This window comes from Rhodanobacter sp. L36 (assembly GCF_009765755.1).
GTDB lineage: Bacteria > Pseudomonadota > Gammaproteobacteria > Xanthomonadales > Rhodanobacteraceae > Rhodanobacter.
The window spans coordinates 541,515-559,875 of record NZ_LMUV01000002.1 but is presented as its reverse complement, the minus strand read 5'-3'; the positions used below and the strand labels follow the sequence as shown (position 1 = coordinate 559,875).

General features: G+C 58.9%; 12 protein-coding genes. 5 read left to right on the top strand and 7 right to left on the bottom strand.

All coding sequences use genetic code 11. The annotated features are described in order from the left end of the window. Nucleotides 1-228: 228 nt before the first annotated feature. Entirely contained in the window at nucleotides 229-3,156 is a 2,928-nt protein-coding gene (locus tag GSQ73_RS02400; protein ID WP_158880638.1) for a TonB-dependent receptor, read from the top strand. 120 nt (nucleotides 3,157-3,276) lie between these two features. Here the strand turns inward: GSQ73_RS02400 and GSQ73_RS02395 are convergent, their stop codons facing one another. Then, complete coding sequence (locus GSQ73_RS02395) at nucleotides 3,277-4,881, bottom strand: sulfotransferase (RefSeq protein ID WP_158880636.1); 1,605 nt, start codon at nucleotides 4,879-4,881, stop codon at nucleotides 3,277-3,279. A 98-nt stretch (nucleotides 4,882-4,979) separates the two neighbouring features. After that, on the bottom strand, nucleotides 4,980-5,102 hold the full coding sequence (locus GSQ73_RS18100; RefSeq protein ID WP_256371879.1) for a hypothetical protein: 123 nt from the start codon (nucleotides 5,100-5,102) through the stop codon (nucleotides 4,980-4,982). 589 nt (nucleotides 5,103-5,691) lie between these two features. Here GSQ73_RS18100 and GSQ73_RS02390 point away from each other — a divergent pair. Further along, complete coding sequence (locus tag GSQ73_RS02390; RefSeq protein ID WP_158880634.1) at nucleotides 5,692-8,616, top strand: TonB-dependent receptor; 2,925 nt, start codon at nucleotides 5,692-5,694, stop codon at nucleotides 8,614-8,616. A gap of 117 nt (nucleotides 8,617-8,733) precedes the next feature. On the opposite strand, the gene GSQ73_RS02385 is transcribed toward GSQ73_RS02390, so the two are convergent. Both GSQ73_RS02385 and GSQ73_RS02380 read right to left on the bottom strand, forming a co-directional pair. Further along, nucleotides 8,734-10,335, bottom strand: coding sequence for a sulfotransferase (locus GSQ73_RS02385; RefSeq protein ID WP_158880632.1), 1,602 nt, complete (start codon nucleotides 10,333-10,335; stop codon nucleotides 8,734-8,736). Nucleotides 10,336-10,409: 74 nt separating this feature from the next. After that, complete coding sequence (locus GSQ73_RS02380) at nucleotides 10,410-12,392, bottom strand: UvrD-helicase domain-containing protein (RefSeq protein ID WP_158881668.1); 1,983 nt, start codon at nucleotides 12,390-12,392, stop codon at nucleotides 10,410-10,412. 121 nt (nucleotides 12,393-12,513) lie between these two features. Here GSQ73_RS02380 and GSQ73_RS02375 point away from each other — a divergent pair, with 121 nt between their 5' ends. From GSQ73_RS02375 to GSQ73_RS02365, 3 genes are all read left to right on the top strand, one after another. Next, nucleotides 12,514-13,845, top strand: coding sequence for an NAD(P)/FAD-dependent oxidoreductase (locus GSQ73_RS02375; protein ID WP_158880630.1), 1,332 nt, complete (start codon nucleotides 12,514-12,516; stop codon nucleotides 13,843-13,845). Nucleotides 13,846-13,977: 132 nt separating this feature from the next. After that, the gene (locus GSQ73_RS02370; RefSeq protein ID WP_158880628.1) at nucleotides 13,978-14,610 is read left to right on the top strand and encodes a thymidine kinase; all 633 of its coding nucleotides are present in this window, start codon (nucleotides 13,978-13,980) and stop codon (nucleotides 14,608-14,610) included. Nucleotides 14,611-14,630: 20 nt separating this feature from the next. Continuing rightward, the gene (locus GSQ73_RS02365) at nucleotides 14,631-15,398 is read left to right on the top strand and encodes a hypothetical protein (RefSeq protein ID WP_158880626.1); all 768 of its coding nucleotides are present in this window, start codon (nucleotides 14,631-14,633) and stop codon (nucleotides 15,396-15,398) included. A 101-nt stretch (nucleotides 15,399-15,499) separates the two neighbouring features. Here the strand turns inward: GSQ73_RS02365 and mutM are convergent, their stop codons facing one another. From mutM to GSQ73_RS02350, 3 genes are all read right to left on the bottom strand, one after another. Next, a complete protein-coding gene (gene mutM / locus GSQ73_RS02360) occupies nucleotides 15,500-16,327 on the bottom strand; it encodes a bifunctional DNA-formamidopyrimidine glycosylase/DNA-(apurinic or apyrimidinic site) lyase (RefSeq protein ID WP_158880624.1) in 828 nt (275 codons plus the stop codon). Between the two features lie 6 nt (nucleotides 16,328-16,333). Then, nucleotides 16,334-17,743 carry an NADP-dependent phosphogluconate dehydrogenase gene (gene gndA, locus GSQ73_RS02355; RefSeq protein ID WP_158880622.1) on the bottom strand — a complete coding sequence of 470 codons (1,410 nt, stop codon included), beginning with the start codon at nucleotides 17,741-17,743 and terminating at the stop codon, nucleotides 16,334-16,336. A gap of 126 nt (nucleotides 17,744-17,869) precedes the next feature. Next, complete coding sequence (locus tag GSQ73_RS02350; protein WP_158880620.1) at nucleotides 17,870-18,361, bottom strand: hypothetical protein; 492 nt, start codon at nucleotides 18,359-18,361, stop codon at nucleotides 17,870-17,872.

The following is an 18,361-nucleotide window of genomic DNA, read 5'->3' as shown; positions in this document are numbered from 1 at the left end:
ATTGCGATTTCCTAGTGTGTATTCAACATCTTAATTTACGCAAGATGTCGCATTAATTTGCGATTTTCTGGGCAGGTGTATTTGTTGCGTGAATAATACGTTCATGCTAAAAATTCAGGCCGGATTCGCATTTAGTGCCAATCGCGGAAGTAATGGGGAAACATCTGGTCCGCAGTAATGACAGCTGGTCGCTGGCGTCAATTAATTTCTAAATTCATGGGGAAAGTCATGTTGAAATCCAAGCTCGCTGCTGCAGTGCTTGCAGCTTTGGCGTTGGGTCTGGGCTCCATTGCTCAGGCCGCCGCGACAACGACGCAGGCCACCACTCAGACCGCCACGGATCAGTCCTCATCCACGCAACAGGACAGCCAGTCGTCGGACACAACCGACCAGACCACGGATGCCGAAAAGAAGGCCAAGCGCCTCGACGCAGTCACGGTCACTGGATCGCTGATCAACAATGCGCAGATTCAGACGGCAGCCCCGGTTTATACGATCACGGCTGAAGACATCAAGGCCAGGGGCTTCACCACCGTAGCGGAAGCATTGCAGGGCGCGGTGCAGGCCACCGGCGCGGTGCAGGGCGCGCAGTCAAGCGCCAGTTTCACCCAAGGCGCCCAGGCGGTAAGCCTGTATGGGTTAAATCCCGAATTCACGTTGACCCTGATCGATGGCAAGCCGATCACCCAGTTCGGCCAGCTCTATAACGGACAGAGCAACTTCACCAACATTTCCAATATCCCGCTCAGCATGGTCGATCACATCGACATCCTGCCTGGCGGTGCGTCGTCGATTTACGGTTCCAATGCCATTGCAGGTGTCATCAACATCATCACCAAGCAGCACATGGACGGCGTCGAGGTGTTTGCCCGCACCAGCAACTACAAGGACGGCGGCGGCGCGAATCAGACCATGAGCATCACCTTCGGTCATGACTTCGGCAAACTCAATGTGCTGGGTTCGTTCGAGTTCGACAATGCCAGCCCGATCTGGGCTTATCAGCGTTCCCTGACCCGACAAGTGCCTAGCGGCAGCACGAACGAACCTGCCGCGTTGGTCGCCCAGTTCGGTACCGTGGATGATTTCTTGAACGGGCTTACAAACTACAACTTAGTCGAGGGTGGTTACCTTTCCGCGCCCGACAACTGCGCTGCAGACAGCGTATTGTTCCATGGCACGACGGTCGCTTCGCATTCCTCGGTAGCGTCGCGCACCGGAACGTACTGCGGGTCGCCAAACGTTCTTGGCTACACCACCCTGGGCAACGCCTCGCGCAGCTACGACGGCATGCTCAAGCTGAAGTACGACATCAACGATCATGTCCGCCTCTACAGCGATGTACTGGTCGACTGGCAGCAGGAACGGCTCACCCCGGGGTCGGATTACAACTTCTGGGAAGCCTCCGATGAGGGTACCTATCTCGATGACGTGAGCAAGGGCGTGGGTCCGTCCGGTGGCGGCACGATCATACTTCCCGAACGCATCTTCGGGCCCGAGGAAGTGGGCGACGATTACTACAGCCAGTTGGGACGGCAGGACGACCTGATGTACCAGGCCGATATCGGAGCGAAGGGCACCTTCGGCGAGTCGAACTGGGACTGGGATGTCTACTTCCTGCGTTCTGGTGATCGCACCAGCACAAGTACTCCGAGTCGCATGGCAGCGCCGATGGATGCCTTCTTCGACAAGATTCTGCGTCCAGTCGACCCGGGTAATCCAGACGGCTACGACGCGTTGGGTCTGGAAAAGGTCAACCCGAATTATCAGGCGCTCTACTCACCGATTACCCCAGCGCAGTTTGCGAGCTTCACGCAGAACATCAACAGCTTCTCAAATACCTGGATCAACAACACACACGCACAGGTGACGAACAGCAGCTTGTTCAGCCTGCCGGGCGGCGATGCCTCCCTCGCCATCTTGGCCGAGGGCGGCAGTCAGGCGTGGTATCAGCCGGCAAATCCGTTAATCACCAGCGGGGCGGTGTGGGGACAAACCGCAACGTCGGGCGGTGGTACCCGCACGCATGACGCTGGCGCCTTCGAATTCAACCTGCCGCTGCTGAAACAGCTGACGCTTGATTTGTCGGGTCGTTACGACTACTACGACACTGACCAGGCATCCGATCATCGGTTCACCTACAAGGCGGGGCTGGAATATCGTCCGTTCGACACGCTGTTGCTTCGTGGCAGCTATTCCACGGCCTTCCTCGCTCCCGACATGTCGTCGGTTTTCCTCGGGCCCAGTGGTTTTTACGAGCAGGTAACCGACTATTACACCTGCTCGCAGAACGGCAACAAGGATTGCAGCCAGAATTTCCCGGCACAGGTGTTAGGCACGACTCTCTCTAACCCCGATTTGAAGCCGGCGACCGCCAAGAGCTGGACGGCGGGATTTGTATGGGCCCCACTGGAGCGGATGAGCATCTCGCTGGATTATCTCCATATCGATATCGCCAACGAGATTCAAGTCCAGGATGTCGATCAGCTGCTGAAGACGGAGTCGCAGTGCCGACAAAATCCCCCGCAGTTGGCACCGGATTCGCCGGATTGCGTGGCGGCATTCGCGCAGGTGCAGCGTGACCCACTTACCGGTCAACTTAGCAACATCGAACTCTACAACGTGAATATCGCGAGCGAGTCCACCGAGTCGGTGACCGGCGAAGCGAAGTACGTGTTCAAGCCCACGGCCATCGGCACGTTCGGCCTGCAACTTGATTACAACGACATGATCAAGCACAGCTACGTGAATTATCCGGGTAGTCCCGCGATCAATGAGCTGACCAACCCGCTGCAGAGCTCGGAGTTCAAGAGCATCGTGAGTGGCGCACTCACGTGGTCGCTGCACGATCGGTGGTCGAGCACGCTCTATTTGCACCGCTATGGACCGACGCCGAATTACCTGGCGCAGGTGAATGGTTATGGCTCGCCAGGTGCCGGCAAGGTGTCGCCCTGGATCACCGCCAACCTGAGCGTGACGTTCACACCGATCAAGGGTCTGGATCTGTCGGTGCTGGCCAACAACATTGCCAACAAGATGCCGCCAAAGGATTCCGGTTGGCTGGCAAGCTTCCCGTACTACAACACGTTGAACTACAACATCTACGGTCGTCAGCTGATGTTACAGGCCGACTACCGATTCGGTGGCGCGCAGAACTAAGCAAACCTTGATGCCGCAATCGATCTTCTGCTGACGGCATCTGATTCATCTGGCTTGATCGAAAACGGCTCCGTTATCACGGTGCCGTTTTTGTTTGTCCGTCGCCAATAACAACGACGATTAATAGTTCAAAACGACTTGGCGTTCTATTTTGATGCCGGCGCTTGTCAAGAGGGCTTGTAGCTCATCCAGCCTGGATCCATATTTCTTCCAACGCTCCATGGCGCTTCGATAAAGTGGCTCGCGCACCTGCACGGAACTGGCGGTGGCAACGGGCGAAGAGTTTTCCTCGAAGCGCAGGCACGCGTCGTTCCATGGCAGGTCGCAGAATTCCAGCAGTCGACGCGAGTTTTCTTCCTGCGAATCCACCAGGTCTTCGTAGTCGATTTCGAGGATGCGTCCCGGAAAAACGCGTTGCCAGTGAGCCATCAGTCGATCGAACAGGACGTAGTACCTGCCCGTGTCGAGCAGGTCGAATGAGTAATCGAAGAACGGCGAATTTGGAGCGAACAACTGGCGAAAATTGCTGAGGCAGGTGTCCATCGGGTTTCTTCGCAGGCAGATGATCTTCGCGTTCGGCATGGCTTTGGCGATGAAACCTGCATACAGAAAGTTGTGCGGCAGCTTGTCGATGAAACGTGGCCGCTGTCCCGTCGCAGGCCGCGTGCTGGACAGATAGATTTCGCCAAGCCTGTTCCAGTCGGTGTCGTGCACGCGGGATACGATGTCGGGGTCGATCATCTTTTCCGTCTTGCTGCCGGACACGAATTTCAACGACATGGCGAAGTTGAGCAACTCGCCTGCCGATTGCACATCCAGATGGCTCGAAATGATGCGTTCCACCAACGTGGTGCCGGAGCGCGGCATGCCAATGATGAAGATGGGCTCGTGTGTCGGATAACCGTCGACCGGTGCCTGCGGTTGCGGAAACGCATGCATGATGGAGGCAAACAAGGCTTCGTCCTGCTCGATGGAATAGCTGCGATCGGCAATCGCAGCATTCTTCCCCAGAACGAGGTGATCGAAAGCTTTAGGGTAGTCGGCCAGGTCTTCGTATTCCTTCGCGATGGCCATGTTGAGCCACATTCTTGCCGGTCTTTCGACGGGTGTTTCGCTGACGTCTGATAACAGCGATTCCAATCGTTCGACGTGATGGCTCGCGGCTGTCTGCCGCTTCAATTGTGCGAGTGTCAGGTGCGCCCGCCAATAGGTCGGATCCTGATCGATGCAGGTTTCGATCTCGGTCTCGGCCTCGTCGATATCGCCGGCGGCGACCAGGGCGGTCGCCAGGTTGTAGCGATAGGACACGTGCGCCGGTGCCGATTTGACGGCAACGCGAAATGCGGCGGCTGCGGATGCGTAGGCGCCGACGTTACTGAAGATCACGCCCAGCGTGTCCAGCATCGCCGGGTGAGTGGGAGATAAAGCCATTGCGGCGTTCGCAGCAACTTCGGCCTCGCTATTTCTGTTCACGAGCGAAAAAGCTTTCGCCAGCTGCACGGCGAAATCCACGCGAGTCGGTTCGACGATGGTGGCCTTGCGCAGATACTCCAGCGCCTTCGGCATCTGACCCAGTTCCAACTTGGTCAGCCCTGCGATGTACAACCCGCCAGGGTGACGCGGGGCGATGCTCAGTAGCTCGTCCGCCATTTTCTCCGCTTGCTGCCACGCACGCCGGTTGAACGCTTCTGTGAGCCTCGCATACAGGGCGGTTGCGTCAGTCATGTCGTTCCGGATGGATGGTGCGAACTGCCCGGATTTCATCATGCACGGGCGCGACTGTCATGCGTTGGCGATTACACGCGCGTGCGGCGTGCGAACAATCAGCCGCTCCCCAACATCGCCTTGATCCTCGCCATATGCGATTCGGCGCTTTCGCGCACGGCTTCCTTGTCGGCTTCGGGATCCGTTCCATGCCGGTGCAGGTTGGCCTGCGACAGGCGCATGAAGCGGCTGGATCATGGGAAAATGACTCTGCCATTGTGCATAGCCGTTCTTCGCGTGGCTGCTTAACAGTCACGCATATCGTCTGATCCGCGCCAACCCTTGTCGACTGATCAGTCGATGACGATCCTCGGTCGCTACCTACGCAACAGCAGCGTCTCACCGACATGCGTCGGGTCGCGCCCATCGCGAAAATGCAGCGCTCAACAGACAATCAAACATTGTCAACGGTACGCCACATGTTCGGCATCGGGCCACGAGCACGAGACATCCGTCAGGTCAATCGCTGGTCCGCCAACATCGCCCCGATCGCGCGATGCCATACGTGCGAGTGCGGTCCATCTATCGATTCCGCAAGCCGCCTATCCGACGCAAGCCTTTTGCCAAAAACGCAAATATTTACGTCTTTCATGGCGTAAGACACAGCGATTTTCGTAAAAGGACGTTGCAAGGATTTTGCGTCATATGTTAAAAACATAACCCACCATGAACCGATTCGGGCTTTTGTTGAACTAACCAAAGGGTTCGTGAGTGTCTCTAATGGCCCGCGTGTCGTTGGGCTCACCTGTAGTTGCTAGGGGAAAATTCAAAATGATCAGGACGAAAATTACTGTTGCTATCGTGGCGGCTTTGGCGTTGGGGTGTAGCACCGCGTACGCGCAATCGTCTGCTCCGCAAGATGCATCACAAGATAATTCCGGCCAAGCCCCGGACAGCACCAACGCAAAGAAGCTCCAGGCGGTGACGGTCACCGGATCCCTGATTCCTCAGACCGAGATCGAGACGGCTACACCCGTCATCACGATCACGGCACAAGACATGAAAGCCAAGGGCTTCACCACGGTGGCGCAGGCGTTGCAACAAGCCTCGTTCTCCACCGGCAGCGTGCAGGGCATGCAGGATACAAATTCATTCACCACGGGCGCCGAGACGCTGAGCTTGTTCGGTCTGCCAGTCGGCTTCACGAAATATCTCATCGATGGACGGCCGATGGGTAATTTCCCTGGCCTGTACAACGGTAGCGATACCTTCAACAGCATCAGCGGCCTTCCGATCGACATGGTCGATCATATCGACATACTGCCGGGTGGTCAGTCCTCGTTGTACGGTTCGGACGCCATCGCCGGCGTCATCAACATCGTGCTGAAGAAGCACATCGATGCTCCGACGATTGATGTCCGCTACGGTTGGGACAAGGGCGGTGGCGGCGCCAATCGACGCATCAGTCTTGCCGACAGTTTCACGTTCGGCAAATTCACGTCCCTGGTGGGCCTGCAATTCGATAGCACCCAGCCGGTCTGGTCACAGGATCGCGCGTTGACGCGCGGCTACTTTCAGCAAGGCACAAGTCCGGGTATTCCCCTGCGCGACAGCTTGGCTTATCAGATCTACAGCAACGATGTGGGTCCTGAATCCCACTACATCCAGGATCCGAACAACTGTCAGGCGCTTACGGGCCTGTGGGGCGGCACGACCGCCCAATACAGCCGCAACCCGCAAGGCAACTACTGCGGATCGCCTAACGCTCCTGCTGGCAAAACGCTCTCCCTGGACAGCAAAAGTGCCAATCTCTATACCCACAATACGTTCGACGTGAACGACAACGTGCAGTTGTACGGCGACCTGCTCTACAACTATTCGGAAGACAAGTCTTCGGATGGCGGTAACACCACGTTCTGGAGTCCTGCTCTCGTTGCTGGCGGCAATACCAGTGGATATTTCTGGGATCCAAGCCTGGATGGCGGAAGCATCGTGACGTTGCAGCACACCTTTGCTCCCGAGGAGGTCGGCGGCTACCAGAACATCATGAGCAAGCAGTATGAAAAAGCCTACATGCTCAGCTTTGGCGCTCATGGCACCTTTGGTCAGTCAAACTGGGACTATGACCTGGGATTCACACACTCCGACGATCACCTGGAGAATCTGGGAACGGCTCGCGTAGCGAGCGAGGTCGAGGGATACTACAAGAACCATGTACTTGGTCCTCAGCAAGGCACGTATTCCGGCTACCCGGTATTCACGCCCAACTATGCCAATTTCTTCAAACCGATTTCCGTGGCTGACTTCGATTCTTTCACCACGCGCACCAAGACGGTTTCCAAAACCTGGGACAATCTGGTTCGCGGTCAGTTGACGAATGCTTCGCTATTCCATCTCCCCGGCGGGGATGCTGGTATCGCGGTAGTGGTTGAGGGCGGTAACGAAGGTTTCGACATCACGCCGGACCCGCGTCTGCTGGAAAACACCACGGTAGATTATGGCAATGGCAACGTCTATACGACGCCATACATCTGGGGACAGAGCGCGACGCCCGGCGCTGGTCATCGTTCTCGTGCCGCTGCCACCGCTGAATTGAGATTGCCCCTGCTGGAGCAGCTCACGGCAGACGTGTCGGGGCGCTACGACAACTACGACGTGAGCGGCAAGAACATCGGAGCAGGTACATACAACCTGGGCCTGGAATATCGCCCGGTCGAGAGCCTGCTGCTTCGCGCTCGTTACGGTACGGCGTTCAAAGTGCCCACCCTGTCCGACGAGTTCCAGCGGCCCAGCGGTTACTTCAGCGGGGTAACCGATTATCTGAACTGCGCGCGGCTTGGCTTCGTGGGTTCAACTCTGGGCAATTGTCCGGACAACTATGGATCGACCCAGTTCAAGGGCGAGACGGTTGGCAATCCGGATTTGCAGCCGATCAAGGCGAAGGTGTGGAGCTACGGCATCGTCTGGGCGCCGGTTCAGGGCATGTCGATGAGCGTGGATTATCTGCACTGGGATATCAACAATGAGGTGTCCCAACTTAGCCCGGATACCCTGTCCAACACCGAATATCTCTGCGACATCGGCACCATCGACCCGAGTACCGCAACCTGCGCGAACGCGTTCAATCTGATTACTCGCGGTACTGCCGGCAAGCTGGTGAATGGCGTCCAGTTGCTCGGCCCCATAACCGATATCACGACCACCAAGCTCAACATTGCCAATGAGCAGGACAACGCCATATCTGCCAATTTCAACTATGGTCACGACATTGGCTCGTTTGGCAAACTGGTGTTCGATTTCTCTTATTCGGATCTGCTGAAGCACACTTCTCAGGATTACGCTATTGATCCGGCGGTCGACCTGCTGACGCATCCCGGCTACAGCACTGACTTCAAGAGCAAGGCAAATGCTTCGTTGACGTGGTTGAAGAACGAGTGGAGCGCCACCTTGTACGTCAATCGATTCGGCCGCACGCCGAACTATCAGGCGACTCAGAGCGACAGTTACGTGCAGACGGCGGCCTATCCTCTTGCGGGGAAATTACCTGCCTGGATCTATTACAACGCCAGCGTGACTTTCAACCCGATTCACAACCTGGCCTTGTCGCTTCAGATAAGCAACCTGTTCAACAAAATGCCACCGCTGGATCGTTCCTATCCAGGTACGACGGCCGTGCCTTACAACACGGATGACTACAATCCGTACGGTCGCGCGATGTTTATCGAGGCCAACTACAAGTTTGGTCAGGGATCCTGACACGCTTCTGAGTTGATTTAACTGTTATCCGAGTGACCCCGTACCAACGGGGTCACTTTTTTTGCGTTATACGAAAGAGAGATCTCCCATTAGGCTGTCGCCCCAGTTTTTTTTCGATCAGCGCGATGTCTCGGCTTCAATCGCGATGCCGCCTGCGCGAAGCAAGGCCAGCAGTTCACCTAGCTGTGATTCGTATTTTTTCCAGCGTTTGAGGGAGGTGCGATAAATCGGCGAGCGAACTTGTACGACGCTGGCAGTATTGACCGGAGCAGAGTTGTGTTCGAACTGCAGACAAAGGTCATTCCAGGGTAGACCGCAAAACTCAAGCAATTCGCGTGTTCGATTTTCCTGTGATTGAACCAGCGCCTCATATGAAATTTCAAGGATGCGGCCAGGCAGCACCCGCTGCCAATGAACCATCAAGCGGTCAAACATTATGTAGTAGCGCCCGGTATCGACCAGATTTAGCGCATAACCAAAATTCGGCGAATGCCGAGCGAACAATTGCCGAAAATTGCTGAGGCATGTATCTACAGGATCTCGCCGAAGGCAAATGATCTTGGCGTTCGGCAATGCGCGGGCAATCCATCCCGCGTAAAGAAAATTATGTGGCAGCTTGTCAATGAAATGCGGCTTCTTGCCGGTGGCAGGGCGTGTACTCGCGATGTATTGCGTGCCGAGCGACACTCCATCAAGGCCGGATGCGCGCTTGATGGTTTCCAGGTCCAGCAGCATTGGCGTGCGGGTGCCCGAAAGATGCTTGAGAGTCAGACCGAAGTTCAGCAATTCCCCAGCTGAGTAAACGTCCGGATGGCTGCTAATAATGCGTTCGACAAGGGTCGTTCCACTACGTGGCATTCCGATCACAAATATGGGTTCATCCGACCCTGAGCCGGCTTCATGTAAGCCAGTCAGTAATTGATCGGCTGGGAAAGCCGCCATGATTTCTGCGAACAGGGCCTCGTCTTGTGCGATGGAGTAACCAGTCCCTTTAGCAGCAGCTGACTTGCCCAGCGTGTAGTGCTCGAAAGCCTCGAGAAACTCGGCGCAATCTTCATGCTCCTTTCCCAATGCCATGTGCAAATAAGTTTGCGCTTCGCTATTTCCCTGATGTTCCGACAGCAACGACTCAAGTCTGCTGATGTGATTGTCTTCCACTGTCTGTCTGCTTTGCTGCGCCAGCGTCGAATGAGCTTTCCAATATTGCGGATCGAGCCTGATGCAATGCTCAAGCTGTTCTCTTGCTCCGCTGATTTCACCAGTAGCCAACAGTGAGGTGGCGAGATTGAACCGATACGATGCTTGATTCGGATCAAGTGCGACGGCTCGCTCGAATGCGTTTCTTGCCTCGACGTGAGCGTGAATCTGCGTGTAAACCACACCTAGTGTGTCGTAGGTGATCGCGTCTCCAGGCGACAAAGCCATTGCGCGATCTGCCGCCTTGCGTGCTTCCGGCGACATCTTGACGATGGCCAGCGCCTTGGCGAAATGCGTCAAGACGTCAATGTTATCTGGATCCAGGTCGGCAGCCTGGTGCAGATGCGAAAGAGCCTTGGGCATCAGTTGGAGCTCCAGGGCGGATACGCCAGCGACGTAGTGCACGGCTGGATGCCTAGGCGACAACATCAGCAACTCGTTCGCAACAACCCATGCTCGCCGCCAGTCGTGTTGATTGAAGGCGAGCGTCAGCGTGGAAAGAAGTGCGGCAGTATCGGACATGGCCACCTCAAAAGTTTCTTACAAAGATATCGAAATCGAAGCATTGGCGGGCATTCCTGCATCCTGCCAATCGCTCAGCTGCTTCCGAGCATCGCCTTGATCCTCGCCATGTGCGACTCCGCGCTTTCGCGCACGGCTTCCTTGTCGGCTTCGGGATCCTTGCCTTGCCAGTGCAGGTCGGCTTGCGGCAGCTCGTGCAGGAAGCGGCTGGGCTGGTTGCTGTGGACGTCGCCGTAGCGTTTGGTCTTGGCCGACCATGACAGGGTCAGCAATTCCTTGGCGCGGGTGATGCCGACGTACATGAGACGGCGTTCTTCGTCGATACGACCTTCGTCGATCGCGCCTTCGTGCGGCAGCGTGCCATCCTCACAGCCGACGATGAAGACGAAGCGGAATTCGAGGCCTTTCGCCGCGTGCAGCGTCATCATGCGCACCGCATTGCCGGGATCGTCGCGATCGGCGTAACTCAGCAGCGCCAGTTGCGATGCGAGATCGCCAGCGCTGTTGCCGCCTTTCTGCATGGCGCGGAACCAGTCCGCGAGTTCCTTGAGGTTTCCGAGCCTGCGTTCACGCATGGCGGCATCGCTGGTGCTAGCGGCAATCTGCGCGGCGTAACCGGTGCGCTGCAGAATCGTTTCCACCAGCTCGGCTGCGCCCTGATGCAACGATGCGCTGCGGAGTTCGTCGAGCAGGCTGGCGAATGAGGCGAGCGCAGCCGCTGGCCGCGGCGTGAGCTGACGCAGCACACCGTCGCTGCGAACGGCATCGAGCAGCGAGCTGTGTTTCTGTTGCGCGAACTGGCCGAGTTTCTCCAGCGTGGTCGCGCCGATTTCACGCTTGGGCACGTTGACCACGCGCAGGAACGCGGCGTCGTCGCTCGGGTTGGTCAGCAAGCGCAGATAGCACAGCAGGTCTTTCACTTCAGCGCGATCGAGGAAGCTCAGCGCGCCGGTGAGGTGATACGGCACGCGCGCGAGTCGCAGGGCTTTTTCCAGCGGACGCGCCTGAAAATTGCCGCGGTAAAGAATGGCGATGTCATGCCAACGCGCTTTGTGTTTTTCCGCCAGCGTGGTGGCGATGGAGGCGACGCGTTCGGCTTCGTGCTCGGCCTCCTTGCATTCGATCACGCGAATCGGCGCGCCTTCCGGATGCTCGCTCCACAATTTCTTTTCGTGCAGGTGCGGGTTGTTGGCGATCAGCTGGTTGGCCGCGCGCAGGATGCGTTTGCCGCAGCGATAATTCTGCTCCAGCTTGATCACGCGCAGGCTCGGCCAGTCGCGTCCGAGCTGGTCGATGTTTTCCGGATTCGCGCCACGCCATGCGTAGATCGACTGGTCGTCATCGCCGACGCAGGTGATGCCGCCACGCTCGCCGGTAAGTGCCTTGAGCAATCGATATTGCGCGTCGTTGGTGTCCTGGTATTCGTCCACCAGCAGATAGCGCAATCGATCGCGCCACGCGTCGCGACATTCGGCGTCGCTTTCGAGAATGCGCAATGGCAGCCGGATCAAGTCGTCGAAATCCACCGCGTTGAATGCAGCGAGGCGTTGTTGATACATCTCGTAGATCGTCGCTGCTTCGAGCTCTCGTGGGCTGCGCGCAGCGGCGAGCGCTTCCTCCGGCGAGAGGCCGCCGTTCTTCGCGCGACCGAGCAGGTTGCGGATGCCGAACAGCACGTCGGGCTTGACGCCTTTCGGCGCGAGTTCCTTGATGATGCCGCCGCTGTCGTCTGCATCGAGTACGGAGAAACCGCGACGTAGCCCGGCGCGTGCGTGTTCGATCTGCAGGAATTTCAGGCCCAGCGCGTGGAACGTGCACACGGTGAGCGCTTGCGCGTCTTCTTCGGTGACGAGCTTGGCGACGCGATCGCGCATTTCGCGCGCGGCCTTGTTGGTGAAGGTGATCGCAGCGATTTTCGAGGGCGGCAGTTTTCGGCGCGCGATCAGGTACGCGATCTTCTGAGTGATCACTGATGTCTTGCCCGAGCCTGCACCGGCGAGCACCAGCAGCGGGCTGTCGCAATGTTCGACGGCGGCCAGTTGTTGCGGATTGAGCATGAAAGCGGGGCAATGCGTGAGGCGGCGAGCGATGGTAACAGAGCCACTCTGGCAAGCTGCGCGGCGTGCGCCATAATCCGCCGATGCCATGGCCGCGGCGTGCGGCAGAAACGGAGGATGCATGACGGAACAGAGCGTCGAACAGTGCGATGTGGTGGTGATCGGCGGCGGCCCCGGAGGCAGCACCGCAGCGACGCTGCTCGCGCGGCGTGGGCACAAGGTAATCGCGCTGGAAAAAGCGCGACATCCGCGCTTCCACATCGGTGAATCGCTGCTGCCGATGAACCTGCCGATCTTCGAGCGACTCGGCGTGCTAGATAAAGTGCGCGCGCTGGGTGTGTTCAAGGCCGGCGCGGACTTCGAGGCCAACAATGAGCGCGGCTACAACACGTATGCGTTCGCACGCGCGATCGGCAACAGCCCGCCGCATGCGTATCAGGTGTGGCGGCAGGATTTCGACAAGATGCTGTACGACCACGCGCGCGACAGCGGTGCGGATGCGCGCGAGGGGCAGGAAGTACTGCGCGTCGAGCAGATCAATTCGCGTGAAACCCTGCTCGACGTGCGCAGCGACGATGGCCGCGAATACCGCGTGCAGGCGCGCTATGTGGTGGACGCCAGCGGTCGCGACGCGTTTCTCTCGGGCAAGCTCAAATTGCGCCGCAAGAACGATCAGCATCAGAGCGCGGCGATCTTCGGTCACTTTCGCGGTGCCGAAACGCGCGCGGGAGAAGACGCCGGCAACATCAGCATTTACAGCTTCGCGCATGGCTGGATGTGGATGATCCCGCTGCCCGACGGCGTGATGAGTGTGGGCGCGGTCTGCCGGCCGGAATATCTCAAGCAGCGCAAAGGCCGCACGGTGGAGTTTCTGCTCGACACGCTGAAGGCAAGCCCGGCGTTATGGAAACGCATCGAGCACGCGGAGTTGATCGACAACGACGTGCGTGTCACTGGCAATTATTCGTATGACTCGACGACGATGGGTGGCCCGGGCTGGGTGCTGGTAGGCGACGCGTTCGCGTTTCTCGATCCGGTGTTTTCCTCTGGTGTTTACCTGGCGATGAGTGGCGCGGAGCAAGCGGTCGACGTGGTGGATCGCGCATTGCGCGAACCTGCGCGCGAGGCTGCACTTTTGCGCAAGCTGGAAAAACGCCAGCGTGCGGGCATGGCGCGTTTCTCGTTCTTCATCTATCGCTTCAACGGACCGGTGATGCAGCAGATGTTCCGTGAGCCACGCAATGCGTTCCGGCTGGAAGAAGGCGTGATCTCGATGCTCGCCGGTGATCTGTTCGACACGCCGCAAGTGCTGTGGCGGCTGCAGATGTTCAAACTGGTCTATGCATTTTGCGGGTTGCTCGACTGGCGCCGCTGGCGCGCGGAGCGACGCTATCGACTGGAGCAGGCGCGGCTGCAGTTCAGTGGTGGGACCACGCCGCTGGACAAGGCTTGAGTGGTTAGGTTGGGATGCTCTTGATCCTCCCCGCAAGCCCTAACGGCCCCCTCCCGGCCTCTCGCTGCAGGCAGGGGGAGGAGTCAGGTCGTGGTCGCGTTACCATGCACGGTCACGAACTGAACCCATGCCATGGCCAAGCTCTATTTCTATTATTCGGCGATGAATGCCGGCAAGACCACCACGCTGCTGCAGAGCGCGTACAACTATCACGAGCGCGGCATGCGCACGCTGATCCTCACGCCGGCGCTGGACAACCGTTTCGGTGAAGGCGTGGTGGCATCGCGCATCGGGCTGAAGGCCAACGCGCGCCGTTTCGGTGGCGACGAGAATCTGCTCGCCCTTGTCGAACGCGACATCGCCGAACGCGGTCCGCTGCATTGCGTGTTCGTCGACGAGGCGCAGTTTCTCGGCAAAGCGCAGGTATGGCAGCTGAGCGATGTGGTCGATCGTCTCAATATTCCGGTGCTCGCCTTCGGTTTGCGCACGGATTTTCGCGGCGAGCTGTTCGAAGGCAGCCGTTATCTGCTGGCCTGGGCCGACAACCTCGAAGAGATCAAGACGATCTGCCACACCGGTCGCAAGGCGACGATGGTGGTGCGCGTGGACGAGCATGGCCGCGCGGTTACCGAAGGGCCGCAGGTTGAGATCGGCGGCAACGAGCGCTATGTCTCGGTGAGCCGCGCGGAATTCAAGAAGATCAGCGAGGGCAGCGGGCGCATCGAATTGCAGCAGCCGGTGTTGCCGTTGGGCGAGAATCGTTGAGCCATTCACCAAGGACATCCATGAACAACCCGATTCCCATTCCCGCCTGGCAACGCCCGCACTGGCACGCCAGCGACGAAGACATCCTGCTGCAGTTCTATGTGTTCGGAAAATTCGACACCGTGCGCGTGCCCTCGCGTGATTACGGCAGCCCTGGCTTGCCGACGCAGATCGAATCGACCAGCCATTTCCACGGCGCGCTGCGCCAGTGGGAAGGCTATCCGCTGAAAGGCGCGATGGGCCGCATGTTCAAGATCGATTCGCCCGAGGCGTACCAGCGCGCACTCGACGCGCCCGAAGTGATGGTGGTGCGCGGCACGCTCAAGGACAGCCAGTCCACCGGCTACTTGCGCGATACGCTCGGCGTGCTGGCCGGCATGCTCGACATCGGCGGCGTGGCGATTCTTGATCCGCAGATTCTGAGTCTGCTCGACGCCGATGCGTGGCGTCGCAGATACCTGATCCGAGATGGCGCACCGATCCGCCATCACCTGCTGATCTTGCGCGATGGTGAATCAGCGCCCGATCATTCGTGGATCCACACACGTGGCATGCGCAAGTTCGGCCGCCCCGACATCAGCATCCACAGCGTGCCGGATCACTCTGTCGATAGCGCGGGCATGTTGTGCGAAAAACTTTGCGAGCTGCAGGCGCTGGGCGTGCATTTCGTCAACGGCCAGACGCTGGATATCGAGGGCATTCCCGCCGGCGTGCAGGTTCGCCTCGGTGGTGGGCTGGAAAACCCGCAGTTCAACAACACGTTCGTGGAATTCGATTGGCCCAAGTGAGTGGCATCGCAGGAGCGCACCCTGTGCGCGACGCTCTTGGTCTTGGGACGCAATGAAAGACATCGCGCACAGGGCGCGCTCCTACAGGATGTGGGGGTCTATCAGCGCTGGCAGGTCGGACACCAGAAGGTCGAGCGCTGTCCAAGCGTCACTTGTTTTATCGGGGTGCCGCACACGCGGCATGGTTCGCCGGCGCGGCCATACACGTTGAGCTCGCGAAAAAAGTAGCCAGGCAGGCCGTCGGGGTTGAGGAAGTCGCGCAGCGTAGTGCCGCCGCGTTCGATCGCCCAGGCCAGGATGCGTTTCACTTCCGTAGCGAGTTTCGCGTAGCGCGCACGCGACACGTTGCCGGCGGCACGGCGCGGATCGATGCCGGAGGCAAACAGCGCTTCGCTGGCGTAGATGTTGCCCACGCCGACCACGATTGCGTTGTCCATCAAAAACAGTTTCACCGCCGCCTTGCGTCCACGCGACAGATGCCACAGCAGGTCGCCATCGAACGCATCGGTAAGCGGCTCCGGGCCGAGGTTCGCCAGCAGCTCATGCGTCTCGCCGCGCGGTTGCCATAGCAGGCAACCGAAGCGACGCGGATCGGTGAATCGAAGCACGCGCGCTTTCTTGCTACCTTCGGGTTCAATCGCGATGTCGACATGATCGTGCTTGCCTACGGGCGCATCCGGCGGCAACACGCGCAACACCCCGGACATGCCAAGGTGCAGCAATGCGCTGCCGATTTCCGTATGCAGTAATAGGTATTTCGCGCGCCGCTCGACTGCGCCGATGCGTTGACCGGGCAGCAGTTCGCTGATCTCGCGCGGAATCGGCCAGCGCAGATCCGGTCGGCGCAGCGTGACACCTTCGATGCGCCGACCGATCAGATGCGGCGCAATACCGCGTCGCGTGGTTTCGACTTCAGGCAGTTCGGGCACGCAGCGTCAGTTCCATTCTTCGTGGAAGCTGCCTTTCTTGTCGATGCGTTCGAACGTATGCGCGCCGAAGAAATCGCGCTGCGCCTGCAGCAGGTTCGCCGGCAGTCGTTCACTGCGATAGCCATCGTAGTAAGCGATGGCCGAAGAGAAACACGGCACCGCGACGCCGGCGGTGATCGCCGCGGTAACGACTTCGCGTAGTGCCTCCTGATATTTCTCCGCGATGTCGCGGAAGTACGGCGCGAGCAACAGATTCGCGAGCTCGCCATTTTGGGCGTAGGCATCGGTGATGTTCTGCAGGAAGCGCGCGCGGATGATGCAGCCGCCACGCCAGATCTGCGCGATGGTGCCGTAGTCGAGCTTCCATTCGTATTCGTCGGACGCGGCACGCAACTGCGCAAAGCCCTGCGCGTAGGAAACGATCTTGCTGAGATAAAGCGCGCGGCTTACCGAGGCGATGAAGGCATCGCGGTCGCCGGAAAACTTTTTCGCTTCCGGTCCGGCAAGTTGCTTGCTGGCGGCGACGCGTTCGTCCTTCAGCGATGACAGCACGCGCGCGAACACCGATTCGGTGATCAACGGCAACGGCACGCCGAGGTCGAGCGCGCTCTGGCTGGTCCACTTGCCGGTGCCTTTCTGCGCGGCGCGATCGAGAATCACGTCGACCAGATCCTTGCCGGTTTCCTCGTCTTTCTTGCCGAAGATTTTCGAGGTGATTTCGATCAGGTAACTATCGAGCTCGCCTTCATTCCATTCGGTGTAGACCTTCGCCAGTTCCGCGTTGGAAAGCCCGAGCACGTGCTTGAGCACGGCATAGCTTTCGGCGATGAGCTGCATGTCGCCGTACTCGATGCCGTTGTGGACCATCTTCACGTAATGGCCCGCGCCATCCGTGCCCATGTACGCGACGCAGGGCTTGCCGTCTTTCGCGCGCGCGGCGATCTCGGTGAGGATCGGCGCCACCAGATCGTACGCATCGCGCGGGCCGCCGGGCATGATCGATGGCCCGTGCAGCGCGCCCTCCTCGCCACCGGAGACGCCGGTGCCGATGAAGTGCAGACCGGCTTTCGCAAGTTCCTGATTGCGGCGGATGGTGTCCTTGAAATTCGTGTTGCCGCCGTCGATCAGAATATCGCCCTTGTCCAGCAGCGGCTTGAGCTTTTCGATGGTGTCGTCGGTGGGCTCGCCGGCTTTCACCATCAGCAGGATGCGCCGCGGTTTCTCCAGCGATTTGACGAATTCTTCAAGCGTATACGTGGGCACGAGTTTTTTGTCGCCGTGTTCGGCGATCACTTCGTCGGTCTTCTCGCGGCTGCGATTGAAGATCGACACCGCGTGGCCACGGCTCTCGATATTCAACGCCAGGTTACGGCCCATGACGGCCATGCCGACGACTCCGATGGCTTGCTGACTCATCTCGATCTGCTCCTGATGTGCGACGCGGCGGACTCATGGATGGAGGCGCAACGACAAAGCTGCAAGGGTACGCCGCAGTAGTGCATGAAGAAGGTTAAATCGAGTGGCGTGGCGGCACGGGCGACATCAGTGCAGATTCACCACGGCCGCCGCGGGCGAATGCGGCATGTAGCGATCCGATATGAGGGCCACACGCTGGCCGACGAGTACATAGTGCTGCGGCCCGGTGACCGAGCTTTCGCCGAACGCGAGCGATTGGCCGTCCAGCGTCAATACAGCTTGCGGGTTCGACAGGCCGATTTTCGCAAGTTTGAAATCGCTGGCCGGACGCCAGCTCAGCACGTGCGCGGCGGCGGTGTCGGCCAGCTCGGCGAGGCGCCCGTCAACGGCTCGAACGGGCGCACCGTCCACACGCCACCAATGGCCATCACGCTTTTCGTAATGCAGCGTGGACGCACCCGACAGCGCCAGCGTGATGCGCGAAATAGTGGAAGGATCGAGCGCGGTCAGCGTGCCGGTTTCATCCTGCTCGTCGCGCCGCGATTGCCATACGGCGGCGACCAGCAGGACTGCCACGATGAGCAACAGGATTGAGCGCTGGCGCGCGGCGCGGCGCAT